The 19,047-nt window shown below is 35.8% G+C and carries 11 protein-coding genes; 8 read left to right on the plus strand and 3 right to left on the minus strand.

What is annotated here, in order from left to right; translation table 11 throughout:
- The first annotated feature begins 387 nt into the window (after positions 1-387).
- Positions 388-1,578 carry a hypothetical protein gene (locus GJV76_RS11645; protein WP_155092794.1) on the plus strand — a complete coding sequence of 397 codons (1,191 nt, stop codon included), beginning with the start codon at positions 388-390 and terminating at the stop codon, positions 1,576-1,578.
- 55 nt (positions 1,579-1,633) lie between these two features.
- Here GJV76_RS11645 and GJV76_RS11650 read toward each other — a convergent pair whose 3' ends face one another.
- Both GJV76_RS11650 and GJV76_RS11655 read right to left on the minus strand, forming a co-directional pair.
- The gene (locus GJV76_RS11650) at positions 1,634-2,173 is read right to left on the minus strand and encodes a DUF4136 domain-containing protein (protein ID WP_155092795.1); all 540 of its coding nucleotides are present in this window, start codon (positions 2,171-2,173) and stop codon (positions 1,634-1,636) included.
- 21 nt (positions 2,174-2,194) lie between these two features.
- A complete protein-coding gene (locus GJV76_RS11655; protein ID WP_155092796.1) occupies positions 2,195-4,183 on the minus strand; it encodes a urocanate hydratase in 1,989 nt (662 codons plus the stop codon).
- A gap of 312 nt (positions 4,184-4,495) precedes the next feature.
- On the opposite strand from GJV76_RS11655, the gene GJV76_RS11660 reads away from it, so the two are divergent.
- From GJV76_RS11660 to hemL, 3 genes are read left to right on the plus strand one after another with little or no spacing between them, the layout of a single operon-like run.
- The gene (locus GJV76_RS11660) at positions 4,496-5,377 is read left to right on the plus strand and encodes a 1-aminocyclopropane-1-carboxylate deaminase/D-cysteine desulfhydrase (RefSeq protein WP_155092797.1); all 882 of its coding nucleotides are present in this window, start codon (positions 4,496-4,498) and stop codon (positions 5,375-5,377) included.
- Positions 5,378-5,384: 7 nt separating this feature from the next.
- The gene (locus GJV76_RS11665; protein ID WP_155092798.1) at positions 5,385-6,302 is read left to right on the plus strand and encodes a glucosaminidase domain-containing protein; all 918 of its coding nucleotides are present in this window, start codon (positions 5,385-5,387) and stop codon (positions 6,300-6,302) included.
- 2 nt (positions 6,303-6,304) lie between these two features.
- Positions 6,305-7,585, plus strand: coding sequence for a glutamate-1-semialdehyde 2,1-aminomutase (gene hemL / locus GJV76_RS11670; protein ID WP_155092799.1), 1,281 nt, complete (start codon positions 6,305-6,307; stop codon positions 7,583-7,585).
- Positions 7,586-8,083: 498 nt separating this feature from the next.
- Here the strand turns inward: hemL and GJV76_RS11675 are convergent, their stop codons facing one another.
- Positions 8,084-8,683 carry a ribonuclease HII gene (locus GJV76_RS11675; RefSeq protein WP_155092800.1) on the minus strand — a complete coding sequence of 200 codons (600 nt, stop codon included), beginning with the start codon at positions 8,681-8,683 and terminating at the stop codon, positions 8,084-8,086.
- A 357-nt stretch (positions 8,684-9,040) separates the two neighbouring features.
- Between GJV76_RS11675 and GJV76_RS11680 the strand changes: the two genes are divergently transcribed.
- The 4 genes from GJV76_RS11680 (at position 9,041) to GJV76_RS11695 (ending at position 18,801) form a co-directional block, all read left to right on the plus strand.
- Entirely contained in the window at positions 9,041-12,280 is a 3,240-nt protein-coding gene (locus GJV76_RS11680) for a SusC/RagA family TonB-linked outer membrane protein (RefSeq protein ID WP_155092801.1), read from the plus strand.
- Positions 12,281-12,291: 11 nt separating this feature from the next.
- The gene (locus GJV76_RS11685; protein ID WP_155092802.1) at positions 12,292-13,869 is read left to right on the plus strand and encodes a RagB/SusD family nutrient uptake outer membrane protein; all 1,578 of its coding nucleotides are present in this window, start codon (positions 12,292-12,294) and stop codon (positions 13,867-13,869) included.
- A 391-nt stretch (positions 13,870-14,260) separates the two neighbouring features.
- On the plus strand, positions 14,261-17,317 hold the full coding sequence (locus GJV76_RS11690; RefSeq protein WP_155092803.1) for a SusC/RagA family TonB-linked outer membrane protein: 3,057 nt from the start codon (positions 14,261-14,263) through the stop codon (positions 17,315-17,317).
- 5 nt (positions 17,318-17,322) lie between these two features.
- Positions 17,323-18,801 (plus strand): RagB/SusD family nutrient uptake outer membrane protein, encoded by a 1,479-nt coding sequence (locus GJV76_RS11695; protein WP_155092804.1) that lies wholly within the window; start codon positions 17,323-17,325, stop codon positions 18,799-18,801.
- The last annotated feature ends 246 nt before the right edge of the window (positions 18,802-19,047 follow it).

Consider the following 19,047-nt stretch of genomic DNA (forward strand, 5'->3'; position numbering starts at 1 on the left):
TCAAAATAGACTAATAGCTTAAGTCGAACTCACGTTAATATTAGAGTGTTTTTGAGAATATAATAATGTAAGTAGCTGATTTTATTATTAGTTGTGTAAGATTTTAAATGGAGGAGTTATTGCCTTTTTTTGGAAGAAGTAAGTGTTTGTTATGAGGTATAAAACAAGCAATAATAAAGAGTAAATACAAATGAATTATTTTACATTTTCTTTTATCAATGTTTGATTAATTTAAAAATTCAAAGAAAGCAGTACGAGTAAGCATTTCTATTGGGTTTAGAATTTAGATAATGATACAATATGTCACATATGCTTTGAAAAGTAAAATTATAATAGTTTGAAAATGTTTAAATTTATATAGAGAGAAGAACCAAATTATATATAAAGATGAAAAAAATTTTAATGTTATTCCTACTTGGTATTAGTAGCTTTTTTCTATGGACCTGTTCTAAAGATAGTGACTCAGATGAACGTGAAAATGCGAAGTTATTTGTTGAAGTAAACGCTTATGACGTAAAGGTAGGAGAAAAGGTTTACTTTACAGTTACTGCTAATAACATAGCAATTAAAGATGCTAAGTTATATATGAGAGAGCAACAGATATCTAATCCATATCAGTTTAAAGAAGAAGGAGTGTATAATGTATTTGCAAGAAAAAGCGGTTATGATCAGAGTGACAATGTGACAATTAGAGTGGTAAGTGACAATATTCAAGCTATTGATTTGACAGTGGACAAAAGTAGTATTTACGTTGGAGAAACGGTGACTTTCAGTGCCAAGACAGGAAACGATATATTGAGTAATGTAACTATTAAAGATCAAAATGGCTCACAAGTCGAAGGTGTTAAATGGACTGCTAATCAATCTGGTAAGTTTAAGTTTGTAGCAACCAAAGATGGTTATAAGATGTCCAGAACTGTTGAAGTAGAAGTCAAAGAACGACCTAAAGGGGAGCCGAATACTATTTACATTAACAATAAGGTTTATACGATTGATACCAACCGTACACTCTTGTATGCCGAAACGATAAAAGGTGCTGATGATGTAGATCTTGTAAAATTGAATAAGACTACGACATCTGAAGGTGAAGTAATTACTTTTGCAACTTATTTCATTGATGTAGTAAGTGAAGATTTTGCCGTTGAAGGTAATACTGTTGTATCAGGTGCCATAGCGAGAATTTGGAAAGTAATCATTCAAGAAGAGAATCCTGAGGTAGCAATTTATCCTGGTGAGAATGAAATGTTGGAAATTGACTTACAGGGACTTATCGTTTCTTCAGATCACCAAGAGACAATGAATACAAATGATATTAAGAAGTTTAGTGTTCTCCTTCGTGATTTTATTGATCATAATGGTTTTGTATCACTTAATGTCATTAATACTTTTGCAGGGGTGATTTACGATGGTAGAGTACAATCTATGATGTCTTATGATGTGACAGAGTCAAGAGCTAATCTATCCCTTGAATTTAAAGATAACCGCAAGACAGTGCAATTTTCTAAGGACTATTTCAAAACTTTGACATTCCCAAAAGAGTATAAGAAATTAGAAAGTCGTAAACTTTTGAGTAAATAAGTAAACTAATAAAAAAAGCACGTTGTGAATTTACAACGTGCTTTTTAATACCTTCTTATTTTGTAGGAGGAAAAGTAGATAAGACTTTTTGAGCAAACTCTTTAATTCTCTCCTCTTTTTTTTCTGATTTTTGATTTGGCGTAATCAATCCCATTCCGGTTCCTTGCCAAACTAAGCTCTTGCTTTTAGTATCAAATATATCGATGTATAAAGTACCTTCTATATGAGTAGAAATATTTGTGTTTTGCGGTCCCCAATAAGGTCCATATCCATAATAACCCCATGGGCTATAGTAATTACTGTGAGTGACATTTACGTTTTTAGTTGCTAAAGTGAAAATACTGATTACAAAATCAGGATTGTCATTCGACTTAACAAAACCTTTTGCAGTTAATTCAGCATCAATTGAATTTAGGATACGCTTTTTGTCTATGTCATTAATTTGTGCAGCATCGACACCTTCTTTTAAGAAAGCATAAGTTTTGTAAGCTGTAAAGTTAGCTGACTTATCGTAATCTGTGTTTACTCTGACACTGCTACAGGCAGCAGTCAAAAGCAAAGCAAATGCAATGGGAATAAACTTAATCAATTTCATATCTAACGTTTTTTTAGTTGTTTACTTTAATAAACTTTCGTCAACAAGATTTGGAATAGTCACTTTTAATAAAGGTTCAACTTCCATCGCACGTTTAATTGCAAATATAGCCTCGTCATTGCGAGCCCAACTTCTACGAGCGATTCCATTATTTACATCCCAAAACAACATTGACTCTAATCTTTTTTGCGCTTCAACTGTACCATCAAGTAACATGCCAAATCCACCATTAATCACTTCTCCCCAGCCTACACCGCCACCATTGTGAATAGATACCCATGTAGCACCTCTAAAGCTATCGCCAATCACATTGTGTATCGCCATATCAGCTGTAAACTTTGATCCATCATAGATATTTGAGGTTTCTCTATATGGGGAATCTGTACCTGATACATCGTGATGGTCTCTACCGAGAACAACAGGTCCTATTTTGCCCGCTTTGATAGCGTCATTAAACGCTTTAGCAATGTTAATTCGCCCTTCTGCGTCTGCATATAAGATACGTGCTTGCGAACCGACAACTAATTTATTCTCTTGAGCTCCTTTTATCCAACGGATATTATCCGCCATTTGTTGTTGTATTTCTTTTGGAGAGTTTTTTATCATCTCCTCTAATACCTCACAAGCAATCTCATCTGTCTTGGCTAAGTCCTCTGGTTTACCAGAAGTACAAACCCATCTAAATGGACCAAAACCGTAATCAAAACACATTGGACCCATAATATCTTGTACATAACTTGGGTATTTAAAATCAATATTATTGGGTGCCATCACATCAGCCCCTGCTCTTGATGCCTCGAGTAAGAATGCATTTCCATAGTCAAAAAAGTAGGTGCCTTTTGCCGTGTGTTTATTGATAGCAGTAGCTTGTCGTCTCAGTGATTCTTGTACTAATTCTTTAAATCGAGAAGGATTATTAGCCATAAGGTCATTAGCATCTTCAAATGACACTCCTACAGGGTAGTATCCTCCAGCCCAAGGGTTGTGTAATGATGTTTGATCTGATCCTAAGTCAATGTATAAATCTTGTTTATCAAATTCTTCCCATATATCCACGACATTTCCTTGATAGGCAATAGAAACAACTTCTTTGTTCTGTTGTGCTTTTTTAACGCGTACAACCAATTCGTTTATATCAGTAATCACTTCGTCTACCCATCCTTGAGAATGTCTTGTATGTACAGCTTTTGGGTTAACTTCAGCACAAACTGTAATGCACCCCGCAATATTTCCAGCTTTTGGTTGCGCCCCACTCATACCTCCTAATCCTGAAGTAACAAATAGTTTTCCCGCTAATCCCTCTCCATTCTTAGAGATTTTTCTACCGCCATTCAACACAGTAATCGTCGTTCCGTGTACAATACCCTGTGGACCTATGTACATATAACTTCCTGCAGTCATTTGTCCGTATTGTGTTACACCTAAGGCATTAAACTTTTCCCAATCATCTGGTTTAGAATAATTAGGGATCATCATACCGTTTGTAACGACTACTCTCGGAGCGTTTTTATGAGAAGGGAATAGTCCCATAGGGTGACCTGAGTACATAACTAAGGTTTGTTCATCTGTCATTTCTGACAAGTATTTCATCGTCAGAAGATACTGTGCCCAGTTTGAAAATACAGCTCCATTACCACCATAGGTAATTAACTCATGTGGATGTTGGGCTACTGCATAGTCAAGGTTGTTCTGTATCATTAACATGATAGCTCTTGCCTGTAGGGAGTTACCTGGGTATTCCTCAATAGGACGAGCATACATCTTATAGTCAGGTCGAAATCGATACATGTAAATTCGACCATATTTTTCAAGTTCTTCTTTAAACTCTGGAATTAGTGTAGCGTGGTGCTTGCTATCAAAGTATCTCAAAGCATTTTTCAGCGCTAATATTCTCTCTTCATTGCTTAAGATTTCCTTTCTCTTTGGTGCGTGATTTACACTAATGTCATAAGTTTTTGGTTGAGGTAATTCACTTGGAATACCTTGTTTTATAAGTTCTTGAAATGTCATTACAATAGTTTTGTTTAGTTTTGATAATTATATGGACTAAGACATCACATAATGCAGAGTATTTTTTACTTTTGCCGTAGTTGTGACATTTAATCGCAATGTTTAATTTCTTGGCTGTAAGATAATAATAATTTGTTTTATTTCTATTCTTATATCGGATTGATACCCTTGAAATTAATAATAAAACACCTTTAATATTTCGTATTTAACATTACTTTAGATTTAAAGTTTGGGTAATGGCAATTTTAAAGCGTGTGTAAGCGTTAAATTTCTATATATTGTATATTTAGTTTGGGTTTTATTTTCTGAAATATGTTTGAGAAAGAAAAGGTGTATAATGAAGAATTGCTGTTAAATCTCCCCAAGGGGATTCAACTAATTGTTAAGCGGGAAGACTTATTGCACCCAGAAGTATCGGGTAATAAATTTCGCAAATTAAAATACAATATAGCTGAAGCTAAGCGGTTAGGATATAGCAAACTTTTAACTTTTGGAGGAGCCTATTCTAATCATATTGCTGCAACAGCCGCTGCTGGACGTATTTTAGGATTACAGACAATAGGAGTGATAAGAGGAGAGGAGCTCAAGACTAAGTACAAGGATAACCCTACGCTATTTAAAGCGGAGCAAGATGGAATGTTGTTTGAGTTTGTAACGCGAACGCAGTATAGAGAGAAGAGTGACCGGTCCTTTGTCAATTACCTTGAACAAGTGTATGGCGACTTTTATTTGGTACCCGAAGGAGGGACAAATGAGTTGGCTATTAGAGGTACAGAGGAAATATTAAAAGAGGAAGACAAAGTCTTTGATTATATTTGTTGTGCGGCAGGTACTGGAGGTACAGTAGCGGGAATTATCAATGCCTCTACTGAACGACAACAAGTTTTGGGTTTTCCTGCTCTAAAGGGTGATTTTCTGTTTGATGAAATTAGAAAGTATACAAATAGGACAAATTGGGATCTCATTTTAGATTATCACTTTGGAGGCTATGGCAAAGTGACTCAGGAGTTGATTGATTTCTTGTTGAATATAGAGAAAAAGACAGGAGTATTGTTTGATCCGATCTATAATGGGAAAATGCTATTTGGTGTACTCAAAATGATTGAGCAAGACAAATTTCCCGAAAATAGCAAAATACTGCTCATCCATTCTGGTGGGTTGCAAGGTTGGAATGATATTATAAAAGGTGAATAAGTAATATATGTTGAAAAAGGTTTTATTGTTAACAAGCATTCTTTTGCTTGTAAGTTGTGGTTCAAAGAGGAGTACTCTATCTGGGAAGAAAGTACGCACAAAGGAGCTTGTTTCTAAGGAACAATACAGAGCTGATTTGCGCAAAAAAGAGGAACATAAACAGGCGAAAACAACGGAGTACAAACGCGTAACAAGTAATAGCGATCAATCGCAAGTGTTAGACGCGACGTCTTCTGTCGTTGTCACTACTGATCTAATTCAAAATTATATTCTGACTTACAAAGGTATTGCACAAGACAATATGGTGAATCATGGTATCCCGGCGAGTATTACTTTAGCTCAAGGCGTTTTAGAGTCTGGTTCAGGACAGGGAACACTTAGCCGCAATGCCAATAATCACTTTGGTATTAAGTGTCATAAAGGATGGGAAGGACCTTCTGTACGACATACAGATGATGCACCTGATGAATGTTTTAGAAAGTACGACTCACCAGCCGAATCATATCGAGATCACTCTATGTTTTTGGTAGGGAGAAGTCGATACAGCGATTTGTTTACACTGCCTAAAGACGACTATAAGGGATGGGCAAGAGGATTAAAGAAAGCAGGATATGCTACAGATCCAAAGTATGCAGATAAATTAATTAGCCTTATAGAGCGTTATTCACTGAGTGATTACGATAAGGAAATGATGGATATTATGGGATTGCAAAGTGGCGTTTACGAAGATACTTATGTAGAAACGCAGCCTGTTATCCCTCAAACAAAAGTAACTACAAGTAGCAAAAAAAGTCATGTAGTTAAGAAAGGAGATACATTGTATTCTATCTCCAAAAAATATAATATGACTGTTTCTGAACTTCAAAAAATGAATAAGATGTCGGGAACAGCTTTGTCAATTGGTCAAATCTTAAAAATAAAATAATTATGTTGTATCAAAGAAGTAGTCAGTTATTTGCTGAAGCTGAGAAAGTAATTCCCGGTGGTGTTAATTCGCCTGTAAGAGCTTTTAAATCTGTTGGAGGTACACCGATTTTTGTAAAGAAAGCGAAAGGGGCTTACTTGTATGATGAAGATGGGAATCGCTTGATTGATTATATCAACTCATGGGGGCCTATGATTTTGGGACATGCTTATGAGCCAGTAGTTAATGCTGTGATTGAAAAAGCAAAATTAGGGACTTCATTTGGTATGCCTACTGAGATTGAAACGAAAATAGCTGAATTAGCTGTGTCAATGGTACCTAATATCGACAAGATACGATTTGTAAATTCTGGTACAGAAGCTTGTATGAGTGCGATTCGCTTAGCTCGTGGTTTTACGAGTAGAGAGAAGATAATCAAATTTAAGGGATGTTATCACGGGCATTCAGATTCATTCTTGATTTCGGCAGGAAGTGGAGCAGTGACTTTTGGATCGCCTAATAGTCCTGGTGTTACGCAGGGAACAGCCAAAGACACTTTACTTGCTATTTACAATGATTTAGCAAACGTACGTGCTATTTTGGAAGCAAACAAAGAGGAAGTAGCTGCGATTATCGTAGAACCTGTAGCGGGGAATATGGGGTGTGTGCCTCCGAAAAAGGGCTTTTTAGAAGGTTTAAGAGCACTGTGTGATGAGTTTGGAGCATTGCTTATCTTTGATGAGGTTATGACTGGATTTAGGCTTGCAAGAGGTGGAGCTCAAGAATTGTTTAAGGTAAATGCTGATTTAGTTACTTTTGGAAAAGTGATTGGAGGAGGATTGCCTGTAGGAGCTTTTGCAGGTCGTGCTGAAATCATGAATTACTTAGCTCCAGTTGGCCCTGTTTATCAAGCTGGTACGCTATCTGGTAATCCATTAGCAATGGCTGCTGGTTTAACTATGTTGCAGGAAATCGAGAAAGATTTAGAATTGTTCTCTCGCTTAGAGGAGAAAACTGCTTATTTAGAGAAAGGTCTTCGTCGTGTGTTAGAAGCTAATCACGTAGATCATACAATTAATCGCGTAGGGTCAATGATATCAGTGTTTTTCGACAAAAGAGAAGTCGTTGATTTTGATACCGCAGGGTATGGTCACAATGATACTTTTAACAAGTTTTTCCACGGCTTACTTGCAGAAGGTGTCTATATTGCTCCATCTTCTTATGAAACGTGGTTTATTACTGATGCGCTGACTTATGAAGATTTAGATTATACAATTAACGCGGTAAATAAGATTTTTGCTTAAGTTCTACTGAAGCGATTTAAAATACAAACTGAGAGGTAATCACTGTGTAGTGGTTACCTCTTTTTTGTTGTGATAAGAAAGGCTGAACCATTGTGAAAAACTTTACTGTTTTAAATAGCTAAAAGAGAAAGAAAAAGCAATAGAAGAAAAAAACAAGCGACACGAACTTGTATCGTTGCAATTGGAGTATAAAAACAAGTACATAGTTATAAGTGGGATTGTATATAATATCTGTACAACTATATTAGGACGAGACAGGGATTTTAGGGGGTGGTCGGCTTGTGGTCGGCATATGATCGCATAGTGGTCGCATACTTTATGCGCAAAAGTATGCGACCACTATGCGATCACCCTGTGACTGCTATGCTATCAATTCCTCCGAAATAGCCAATGTGAGAGGATTGTTTCAAAGTGGATTTAAGAAATAAGTTGTCTTGATAAGCACTAAATTTTATATAAAAAAAGATGCTCGTGGAGCATCTGTATTGGGATTGTTCGTTAAAAATCAAGTTTTAATTGATCGGGAAGCAGTTTGAATGACTTTCTGTGATACTTACAAGGTCCAAATTTTGCTATGGCTTCTCTGTGTTCTTTTGTAGGGTATCCTTTGTTTTTCTTCCAATTGTACATGGGAAATTCCTCGTGAATTTGATCCATATAGTCATCTCTATATGTTTTAGCTAAGATAGAGGCAGCTGCGAGGCTAAGGTATTTCATATCGCCTTTGACAATGCACTCATAGGGCAATTCGGGAATGGGTGTAAATTTATTTCCGTCAATAATGAGAAATTCAGGTTTGGGTGTCAGAGCTAAGACAGATTGCTGCATAGCTAAGATAGAAGCATGCAGGATGTTGATTTCTTCAATTGTATCCTCATATATGTGAGTAACCTTATACGTCAATGCCTTTTCTTCAATCACTTGTCTTAGTGAATACCTGAGTTTCGCTGTAATTTTCTTTGAGTCATTAACAAATTCGTTTTCAAAATCTTCTGGTAGGATTACTGCAGCAGCCGTTACAGGACCAGCAATACATCCTCTACCTGCTTCATCAGTACCCGCTTCTAAGATTAATCCTGAATAATTTTTTAGTAACATTTTATAAAAGGTTTGTGAAACAAAGATAGAAAGAGATTGAGGCATATGAAGATTTTATTAGGTTAGTGTAATGTTAAAATTAAGTTTTGTTTAAGGTAAATCGGGTCTATGGAAAGTTTTTTTAGTTAAAAGTATTCTCGTTTTTTTATTTTGTTTGTGATAATATCACTTTTTGCGAATTACATATGTTTATTTATTCTTGTGTAGAGATGTTTTTTATATAATAATTTAGAAGTTTTAAGTATTTTATATTAATAGTTTGATAATTGAAAACGGCCTTGATGTTAATAACTATGAGGGTTTGTTAGTTTTTAGATTACTTTTTTAAGTTTGTGAACTAACTAATTCAATTTAATAATGATATCAAAGTTTAAATGGACTTTAGCGCTATTTATGGTGCTATTTGTGCAAATTTCTTTTGCTCAAGTAAAGACATTGACAGGAGTTGTCTCTGAGGGGGGTATGACTCTACCAGGAGTGTCTGTTATTATTAAAGGGACTCAAGAAGGAACACAAACGGATTTGGACGGAAAATATTCTATCCAAGTAAAGCCTGGAGATGTTCTTGAGTTTTCTTTTATCGGTATGAATAACAAATCATACACAGTAGGAAATGCTACAACTTATAATGTAGAAATGACTTATGACGACGGAATGTTAGAGGAAGTAGTTGTTGTTGCCTATGGTACTGCAACTAAAGAATCTGTAACAGGGGCTATTTCGGTTGTAAAGTCAGATGATATTACTAAGCGATCTTCTTCAAATGCTGTTTCAGCTTTAGAAGGTGCATTTGCTGGTATTCAAGTGAATAATACTTCAGGTCAGCCTGGTTCTGAGCCAGAGGTTCGTATTCGTGGTTTTACATCTTTGAAAGGAGAAGTAAAAGGAGTTGATGCTAACGCACCTTTATACGTAGTAGATGGTGTTCCTTATGGTGGTAATATTTCTGATATTAATCCTGCGGATATTGAAAGTATGTCTGTTTTGAAAGATGCATCTTCTACAACGTTATATGGTAATAGAGCATCTAATGGGGTAATTATGATTACTACTAAGAAAGGTTCTAAAGCTGGTGTATCTTTTAACGTGGATATGAAACAAGGTGTTTATACACGTGGTATTAAAGATTACGATCGCATCGGACCAGATGACTTCATGAATGTAATGTATGAAGGTTATAGAAACAGTCTTTTAACAGGAGGAAAATCTTTTGATGAAGCTACAGCTTTAGCAAATAGTGGATTGATTAAAGACTTCTTAGGTTTGAATATTTACGACAAGCCTGCAGATCAATTGTTTGAAAATGGTCAATTAAGATCAGATGCTCAAATATTAGAAGGATACAAAAGTGATTTAGATTGGTACAAACCAATTGAAAGAACGGGGTATTTCCAAGATATTAATATGAATGGTAGAATTGCTAACGAAAAAGGAGGAGCATACTTTTCTACAGGATTCTTAAACAACGAAGGATACTTTAAAAAATCTGATTTCAAACGTTTTACTGGAAGGTTAAATGCAGATTATAACGTAAACGATTGGTTAAAAGTTGGAGCAAATATCTCTGGATCTCATCAAGTATCGAATGGTGTTCCAGCGGATAGAGACAATACTAACAACTTTACAAACCCATTTATGTTCGCTCGTAACATTGCGCCTATTTACCCTGTTCACTTGCATAATGCAGATGGTTCATTTGTAAGAGATGAAAGTGGAAACAGAGTTTATGACGATGGTACTAAAACAAGAAATCAGTTTAAAGGTAGACACAATATTTGGGAGAACGAATTGAATTCAATGGAAACAATTCGAAATACCATGAATGCTCAAGTATTTGCAGATATTAAGTTTTTAGAAGATTTTACTTTCTCTATTAGAGGGGATTTAAATACAAGTAACGCTGAAGATCGCAAATATGAGAATGCTATTATCGGTGATGGTTCAGGAACAATTGGACGTGGACGTCGTGATATTAGAAGATATAAAACGTATACAGCGCAACAATTGTTGAACTGGAACAAAGATTTAGGAAATCACAATCTTCAAGTTTTATTAGGACACGAAAATTACAGTACGGAAAGAAGTACATTATACGCTATCAAATCAGGAGAGACTTTCGCAGGATTACCTGATTTCGTAAACTTTAGTGAAACAACTAACTTATTAGATTATACAGATGTTTACCGTACAGAAGGTTACTTCTCTCGTGTGAAGTATAACTATGATAATAAGTATTTCGTAGAAGGATCTTTCCGTCGCGATGGGTCTTCTAAATTCCACAAAGATAACAGATGGGGTAACTTCTGGTCTGTTGGAGGTAGCTATATCATCTCTAACGAAAATTGGTTCCAATCAAGCGTAATTGACAATCTTAAAGTTCGTGCTTCGTATGGTGAAGTAGGTAACGATCAAGGTGTTGATTGGTATGCATACCAAGATTTGTATGCGATTGTTAAGAATGGTGGTAAACCAGGTGCTTATAGATCGCAAAATGGAAATAAAGATCTTAAGTGGGAAACTTCTTCTTCATTTGGAGCAGCTGTAGAAACAAGATTGTTTAACCGCATGAATTTAAGTGTGGAGTATTTTGACAAGCGTTCACAAAACTTATTGATCGACTTTAACTTGCCACTTTCTACTGGAAGTACATCTACTGGAAGTGCTGAGGCATTAATCACAAGAAACGTTGGTGTTATTACTAATAAAGGTATTGAGGTTGCTTTTGATATCGATATCATCAACAATCACGATTTAAGATGGAACTTTGGTGCTAACGCAACTTGGTTAAAGAATAAAGTTGCTTCTTTACCAGCAGAAAATAGAGAGGCTGGAATTGTTAGAAATGACTACCAAAAAATTGCAGAAGGTAAGAGTGTATTTGAATTTTACTTATATCAGTATGCTGGTGTAGATCAAATGACAGGAAATGCTTTGTATGAATTAGATACAGATGTGTACACTGCAACAGGAGAAGCTGGTAAAAAACAAGTTGAAGATCAATATTTAGCTCAAATTGGAGACAAATATTACACTACTTATACAACTTATGCGCGTAGAGATTGGTCTGGTAGTGCATTGCCTAAAGTAAATGGTAGTTTTAATACTTCATTAAGCTATAAAAACTTCTCTTTATCTGCTTTGTTTACGTATAGTATTGGTGGGAAAGTTTACGATACTTCATATTCAGGTTTAATGAATGTTACATCAAATCCATCAGCTTTACACAAAGATATCTTAGGATCTTGGACTGGTGCTCCTGAAGGAATGACAGAAACATCTCCTAACAGAATTGATCCTAATGGAACTCCAGTAATGGATTTTGATAGATCAAGCTATACAAGTGGAACTTATTCTGATAGATGGTTGAAAGACGCTTCTTATTTAGTGTTCAAGAATATTTCATTGAGCTATGAGATGCCGAAAGAAACTATGGAGAAGATGGGGATTAACGGATTGCGTTTTACTGCAGGAGTTGAAAACGTTTTAACTTTTACAAAACGCAAAGGAATGAATCCACAACAAACTTACAATGGTATTCTGTATGATGCTTATGTTACTCCTCGTACATATACATTTGGTATTAATGTTGCATTCTAAAATTAACGAAAATGAAATTTAAAAATATAAAATACTTTGTACTTGTTGCTGCTATTGCTTTAAGTGGTGCTTGTAGTTCAGACTATTTGGATACTTATCCTACAGATGAAGTTTCTCCAGAAACTTTACTTAAGGACACAAAAGGTATTAAAATAGCTGTTAATGGTTTAGCAAAATTGATGGTTACTCAGCATGTGGGTAGTCAAGGATTTAATGGTGAAGGAACGATTAAGATGTATTATGGGGAATACATGGGACAGAATTTCCGTGTAAACTTACCTGGTTGGAAAAATCTAATCGTTGGAAACTTTTACGATAATGTTTCTTCGGTTTACGATTATTATCCATGGCATTATTATTATAAAATAATTGCAGATGCAAATACTATTATTGAGCATGTAGATAGTGCTGAAGGAACTAAAGATGAAAGACAATACTTAAAAGCTCAAGCTTTGGCATATAGAGCTTATAGTTATACGATGTTATCTCAAATCTATGGTTATAGATGGGATGATTCGAATAATGGAAGTCAAGCGTGTTTAGTACTTCGTACATCGGAGAATCAACCTGCAGAATTACCTTTATCTCCTTTAGCTGATATTTACACGCAGATTTATGCTGACTTAGAAAGCGCGATTAGCTTATTCGATGAGAGTAATTACGATCGTCGTGGTGAGAATCACTTGATTGATGGTACTGTTGCGAAAGCTATTTTCGCAAGAGCTGCTTTAGCTAAGAAGGATTACGACACAGCTAAGAAGTACGCTTCTTTAGTGAAAGAGGAGTATCCATTGATGACTGTAAAGCAATACCAAGAAGGTTTTGCAAATCCTAATCAAGAGTGGATTTGGAGTAGTCATGGTGCTTCTGATGAGCAATTATTCTATTTCTCATACCAAGCGTATATGGCGTATAACTCATCAGCTACTGCTGTTCGTAGTTATCCAAAACGAATGGCTAAAGAGCTTTATGAAACTATTCCAGAAACAGATATTCGCAGAGAGTTATTCTTAGATCCAACTCCATTTAACACATATAATGATAAAGGTGTACTTGTAGATGGAGTGTACGCTCTTGATTCAGGTGTGACTGAAAACGGTTCAGAGATGGATAAGTTAGCAAGAGATAAATTCCGCGATCTTAACCCTGCTGCGACGGTAGCTGCTTATATGCAGTTTAAGATCAAAGCTAATGATATGCCAGGTGTAGGACATTTGAATCATTTTAGAGTTTCTGAAATGTATTTAATTGAGGCTGAAGCTGAACATTTCTTAGGTAATGATAGTGAAGCTGCAAAGATATTAGTTGAATTGACTAAAAATTCAGGTAGAGATGAAGCTTACACTTGTGATAAATCAGGTGATGAGATGTTTAAAGAAATCGTGAAATACAGAGGAATCGAACTATGGGGTGAAGGTTTTGACTGGTTTGATATGAAGCGATGGAATTTAGATATCAATCGACTTGAAGGTAAAGAAGGTGGAAACTATCCAGCTTCATTAGCAGGTAAGATTGACGCTCAAAGTTCACATAAATGGACTTGGAGAACACCAAATAAAGAAGTTGACTTTAGTTCAGAATTGAAATAAGACAATTGATATTATTAGATAGAGAAGAGTCACAACATTTGTTGTGACTCTTTTTTTGTTTCAACCAAGTTGGTTTGGGTTTAGCAGGTTTTTCTTGTGATTTCCCACTGTGTCTATTCTTTTTTTAGGCATTTTTCCAGAGAACATTCACTGGAGTTAGTGTAGATATTAAAATTTAACAGTGTTTTGAATATTTACATTTATTGTGATTTACAGATGGTATTTTAAGGATTATAAGTATTGTTTTTTGCCTGTGTTTTTGTGTTTTTAATAAAATATGTTTGATATGTGTAATTGTATATATGTCTTTCTGTGTTAAAGTTTCAGTTTTGTTGAATTTTTAGCACGATTTTTTCTTGTACTCTTCCTCAAAAACTAATTCAATTTAAATATGAGATCAAAGTACAAATGGATTTTGAGTATACTCTGCTTGTTTTTCTTTCAAGTGGGTTTTGCTCAACAAAAAACTTTGACAGGAACCGTAGTAGAGGATGGCCTTTCTCTACCGGGAGTTACTGTTATTATTGAAGGGACCCAAGAGGGTACTCAAACTGATTTGAATGGTAAATATTCTATCAGTGTAAAACCAGGCCAGACGTTAATCTTTTCTTTTATCGGCATGAAAGATGTTAAGTATAAAGTGGGGGCAGCTTCATTTTATAATGTACATATGGTCGCTGCAGGAGAAGAATTAGAGGAAGTCGTTGTTATGGCGTATGGACAAACTAAAGCTAAAAACGAAATCACAGGTAATGTGGTAGCAGTGAAGGGGGAAGTTATAAGTCAAACACCTGTAGCATCAGTCGATCAAGCGCTTCAAGGACGTGTAGCTGGTTTGCAAATTGCTTCTACATCTGGGTCACCTGGAGCAGTACAAAATATCCGTATTCGCGGGCGTAACTCTATGTCGGCTAATAATGAGCCTTTGTACGTTGTTGATGGAATGCCTATTATTACTGATAACTTATCTGGGGCAGTTGATAGCGATGGAGTTGCAACGGGAACTTCTTTGTCAGCTTTATCTGGTATTAACAGTGACGACATCGAATCGATGACTGTGTTAAAAGATGCTGCCGCAACTGCTGCTTATGGTGCACGTGGTGGTAATGGAGTAATTTTGATTACTACTAAAAAGGGTAAAAGAGGAGAGCCTTCTTATAGTTTGAAAACAAGTGTTGGTTTTCAAAACTTTGCACGTAAAGGACCAAAATTCTTATCAGGAGAACAAAAGAAAGAATTGTGGTTAGAGGCAAATATTAATTCATTTGGTAAAGAAGAGGGTTTCAATAAAGACAATGTTTGGGATTGGTATGTAGGAGATTATGGTAATGATGGATTAGTGCAATGGGTAAACAATGGTTCAGTGAACAACGATTGGCGTAAAGCTGTTAAGAATCAAGATGCTTTAGTAGCTTCTGTTAGCTTAGGTGTAAATGGAGGTGATGAAAAGGGTACTTATTATGCGAGTTTAGGGCATGATAAATATGAAGGAGCAGTTATTGGTTCTGACTTTAGAAAGGTAACAGGGTCATTTAATATGACGCGTAATCTGAATGAAAAGTTGGATATTACCATTGGGGCTAATGTTTCGAACATTAAGCAAAATGGTATTATGGAAGGGGGAGCGTATTTTTCTAACCCTAACTTGACAGGGATGTTTATGAGTCCATGGGCACCGATTTATGCGGAAGATGGTTCGTACAACTTGGACACGCCTGCAGGGTTACACAACTCTCTATATACGAGTAAACACAACTCAATAGTGAACGATATTACAAGAGTAATATCAAATAATGCTATTGGTTATAAAATATTAGATGATTTAAAATTTGAGTCAAGTATTGGTTTGGACTATACCTTGTCAAACTATTCTCAATATTATAATCCTATACACGGGGATGGTAAAGCTTATAAGGGGTCAGCTTCTCAAGATGAAAAGCGAATCTTTAACTACGTTTGGCAAAACTCGTTGAACTACCGTTTTTATTTAGGGGATTCACATCGCTTCAATGTAAAAGGAGTTATGGAGTACCAAAAGAATAAATTCAATAGATTACAAGGTAGAGGAGAGGTATTACCTCCAGGAATGGAAGGTCTTGGAACAGCAGCGGCTAACTTTACGACATTTGCTGATTACTACGATTGGTCACAGTTGAGCTATTTGGGAATGTTAAACTACGACTACCAAAATCGCTATTTATTGGATGTAACTTTCCGTAGAGAAGGTTCTTCAAGATTTTCAAAAGACGAGCGTTGGGGGAATTTCTTTGCTGTAGGTGGTGCATGGAATATTAGTTCAGAGGCTTTCATGGATAGTGCACATGCAATTAGCCTATTGCGTTTGAGAGGGTCTTATGGTACGACAGGTAACTCAACTATCAATCCGAATATGTATATGCAGTTGTTAGAGCCTGGTACATATAACAATGAATCGGCTATTATTGCTTATCAATATGGTGGACCTTTGGGATGGGAAAAACAAGAGAAATTCGATACAGGAGTTGAGTTTGGATTCTTTAATAATCGCTTAACGGGAAGCTTTACTTATTTTCAAAGTAAGAGTAAAGACCTATTGTATCAACGTCCATTGTCTATGACTTCTGGGTATGAAGCACAATGGATGAATATTGGAGATATGACTAATAGAGGTATCGAGGTAGAACTGAATTATGATCTATTTAGAGGAGATGACTTTAACTGGTCTATTGGTGGAAACGTTGGAACAGTAAAGAATAAGGTAACTAATATGCCTGTGATTAACGGTGAAACGGTTAAAGTTTTGGGAAGCTATAATGCGATTGAAGAAGGAAAAGCATATGGTACTTGGTATTTAAGAGAATATGCGGGTGTAGATGCTCAAACGGGTAATGCACAATGGTATAAGGCAGATGGTACTAAGACGACAAATTACAACGAAGCAGAGGTGCGATACCAAAATACAAGTGCTCTTCCTAAAGTAACAGGTGGTGTTAATACGCACGTTGATTATAAAGGGTTTTATATGGATGCTTTATTTTCTTTTGCAGCAGGTTATTCTGTGTACGATGGATGGGCTTCCTATACAAATACAGTTAATTCACGTTCACTATATACCTATAATGGTACTACTGAGTTGATGGATAGATGGCAGCACCCTGGTGATATTACAGATGTTCCTCGTGTATCTACAGGAGGTAATGCTAATTATACTTCACCAAGTACGAGATGGCTGTACGATGGAGATCATATTCGCCTTAGACAATTGACATTTGGTTATAACTTGAAGAAAGAAGCTGTTAAATTCATTGGTGTAGATGGAGTGAACTTAGCTGTATCTGCTATGAACCCTTTCACTTGGGTGAAAGATAAAAGATTGAAATGGGATCCAGAGGTAGATGCTACAGGATTTGTAGAAATGGCTACCCCACCTTTGAAGTCTGTGATTTTTACGTTAAATGTTAAATTTTAAAAGCAATGAAAAAGATATTTAGAATATTGACGGTTGTTGGTTTTCTCGGAATAGGTGCGATGACATTTACGGCTTGTTCATTAGATTCAGAACAATCAAATTACAAAGATGGTTCAGAGCCAATTAAAACAACAGAAGAGTTAAAAGCGACTGTGAATGGTGCATATGCAAGGATGACAGCTGAATTCTATTATGGTAGAGATGTCATCGTATTTTCAGAAGCAAGAGCTCCTTATATGTATTCGTCTGACCGTACAGGGCGCTTTGGAAATGTTTCGGGTTTTGCTTTGTTGCCAACTCATAAATATGCCGTGGATACATGGTTGCAAATTTACCGTGTAATTACGAATGCAAATAAAGTTATTGGAGCAGATGTAGAGAGTAGTGCTGTTAATAATTATTACAAAGGGCAAGGTTATGTAATTCGCGCGTTGGCACATTACGACTTGGTTCGTTTGTATGGTGAGCAGTATGTAAATGGTGCAGGGGTATCTGCTTTAGGAGTACCTTATAAAACAGATCCTTCTAATGCTGATGAAAAAATAGCTCGTGCTACTGTAAAGGAGAATATGGAGCGAATTTTTGAAGATTTAGATCAAGGTATAGTTTATTTGAAAGAAGGTAGAGATAATGGAGCTGAAGGGAATAGTCTTGTGAAAGAGCGCATTAACTATGCTGCAGCGTTAGGTTTGAAATCTCGTATCGCTTTGTTCTTTTCTCAATTTGACAAGAGTAAATTGGATGTGGTAATTGAGTCAGCAGCAGAGGCGATTAATAACAAAGGAAATGTTGACGTATTGCCAAGATCAGGTTATTTGGATGGTTATAAATCGGAAGGTGTTATGACAAATTCTCTTTTTGAATTAGCTCAATCAGGAACAGATAATCAGTTTACTGCAAGTTTGCAATATATTTATAGTATTGGTACTTCAGGTGGGTATGGTGATCTTCAATGGAATTATGCTACTGTAGATACAGTATTTAATCCAAAGGATGGAGAGGATATTCGCGCAGAAGTAATCAAATTAGATGGTGCGAAAGATACGGAAGCACTTAGAAATACAGGTAAGTATGTAAGTAGATCGTCTAATATTCGCATGTTGAGAGTAGAAGAGGTGATGTTGAATTACGTTGAGGCTCAGTTACAAGGAGCGTCAAATGGAGATGCAGCTGTTGCTTTAGATTATATGAACCAGATTGAAGGTAAGCGCGTAGTGTTTAAAGAGAACGGTACTGAGAAGCCAAAAAGCTTTAGCACTATAACGATGGACGATTTGAAAGATGTCCGTCAGAAAGAGTTGATGTTTGAAGGTTTTGGATTTGAAGATGCAATGCGTTGGAAACTACCGATAACAAATCCTAAAATCATCGCTAATGAAGATATTGGAGATTCTATTGAGTTTGGCAATCCTTTCTTGGCGTTTCCAATTCCTCAAAAGGAGATTAATGTTTCAAAACTTGAGCAGAATCAGGCTTATAAATAAGAAACTTTCTTTTTAAGATATTCGTATAAAAAGCAGTGGTAATTCCACTGCTTTTTTTGTTTTAAGGAAGTTTGTTGATTTTTTATGTGGTGTGAAGTTACTTTATGTCAATAATATAGGGTGATTTTTCATTTGCTTTGACAAAAAAAGGCGTTTTTTTAAAAAAATAACCTTTAACGTATTGTTAGTAAGATGTATTAAAAACGGGTAGTATTGATTTTATTTTCATCAAATGTGTTAAATAGT

The organism is Myroides albus, from assembly GCF_009711045.1.
Lineage (GTDB): Bacteria > Bacteroidota > Bacteroidia > Flavobacteriales > Flavobacteriaceae > Flavobacterium > Flavobacterium album_A.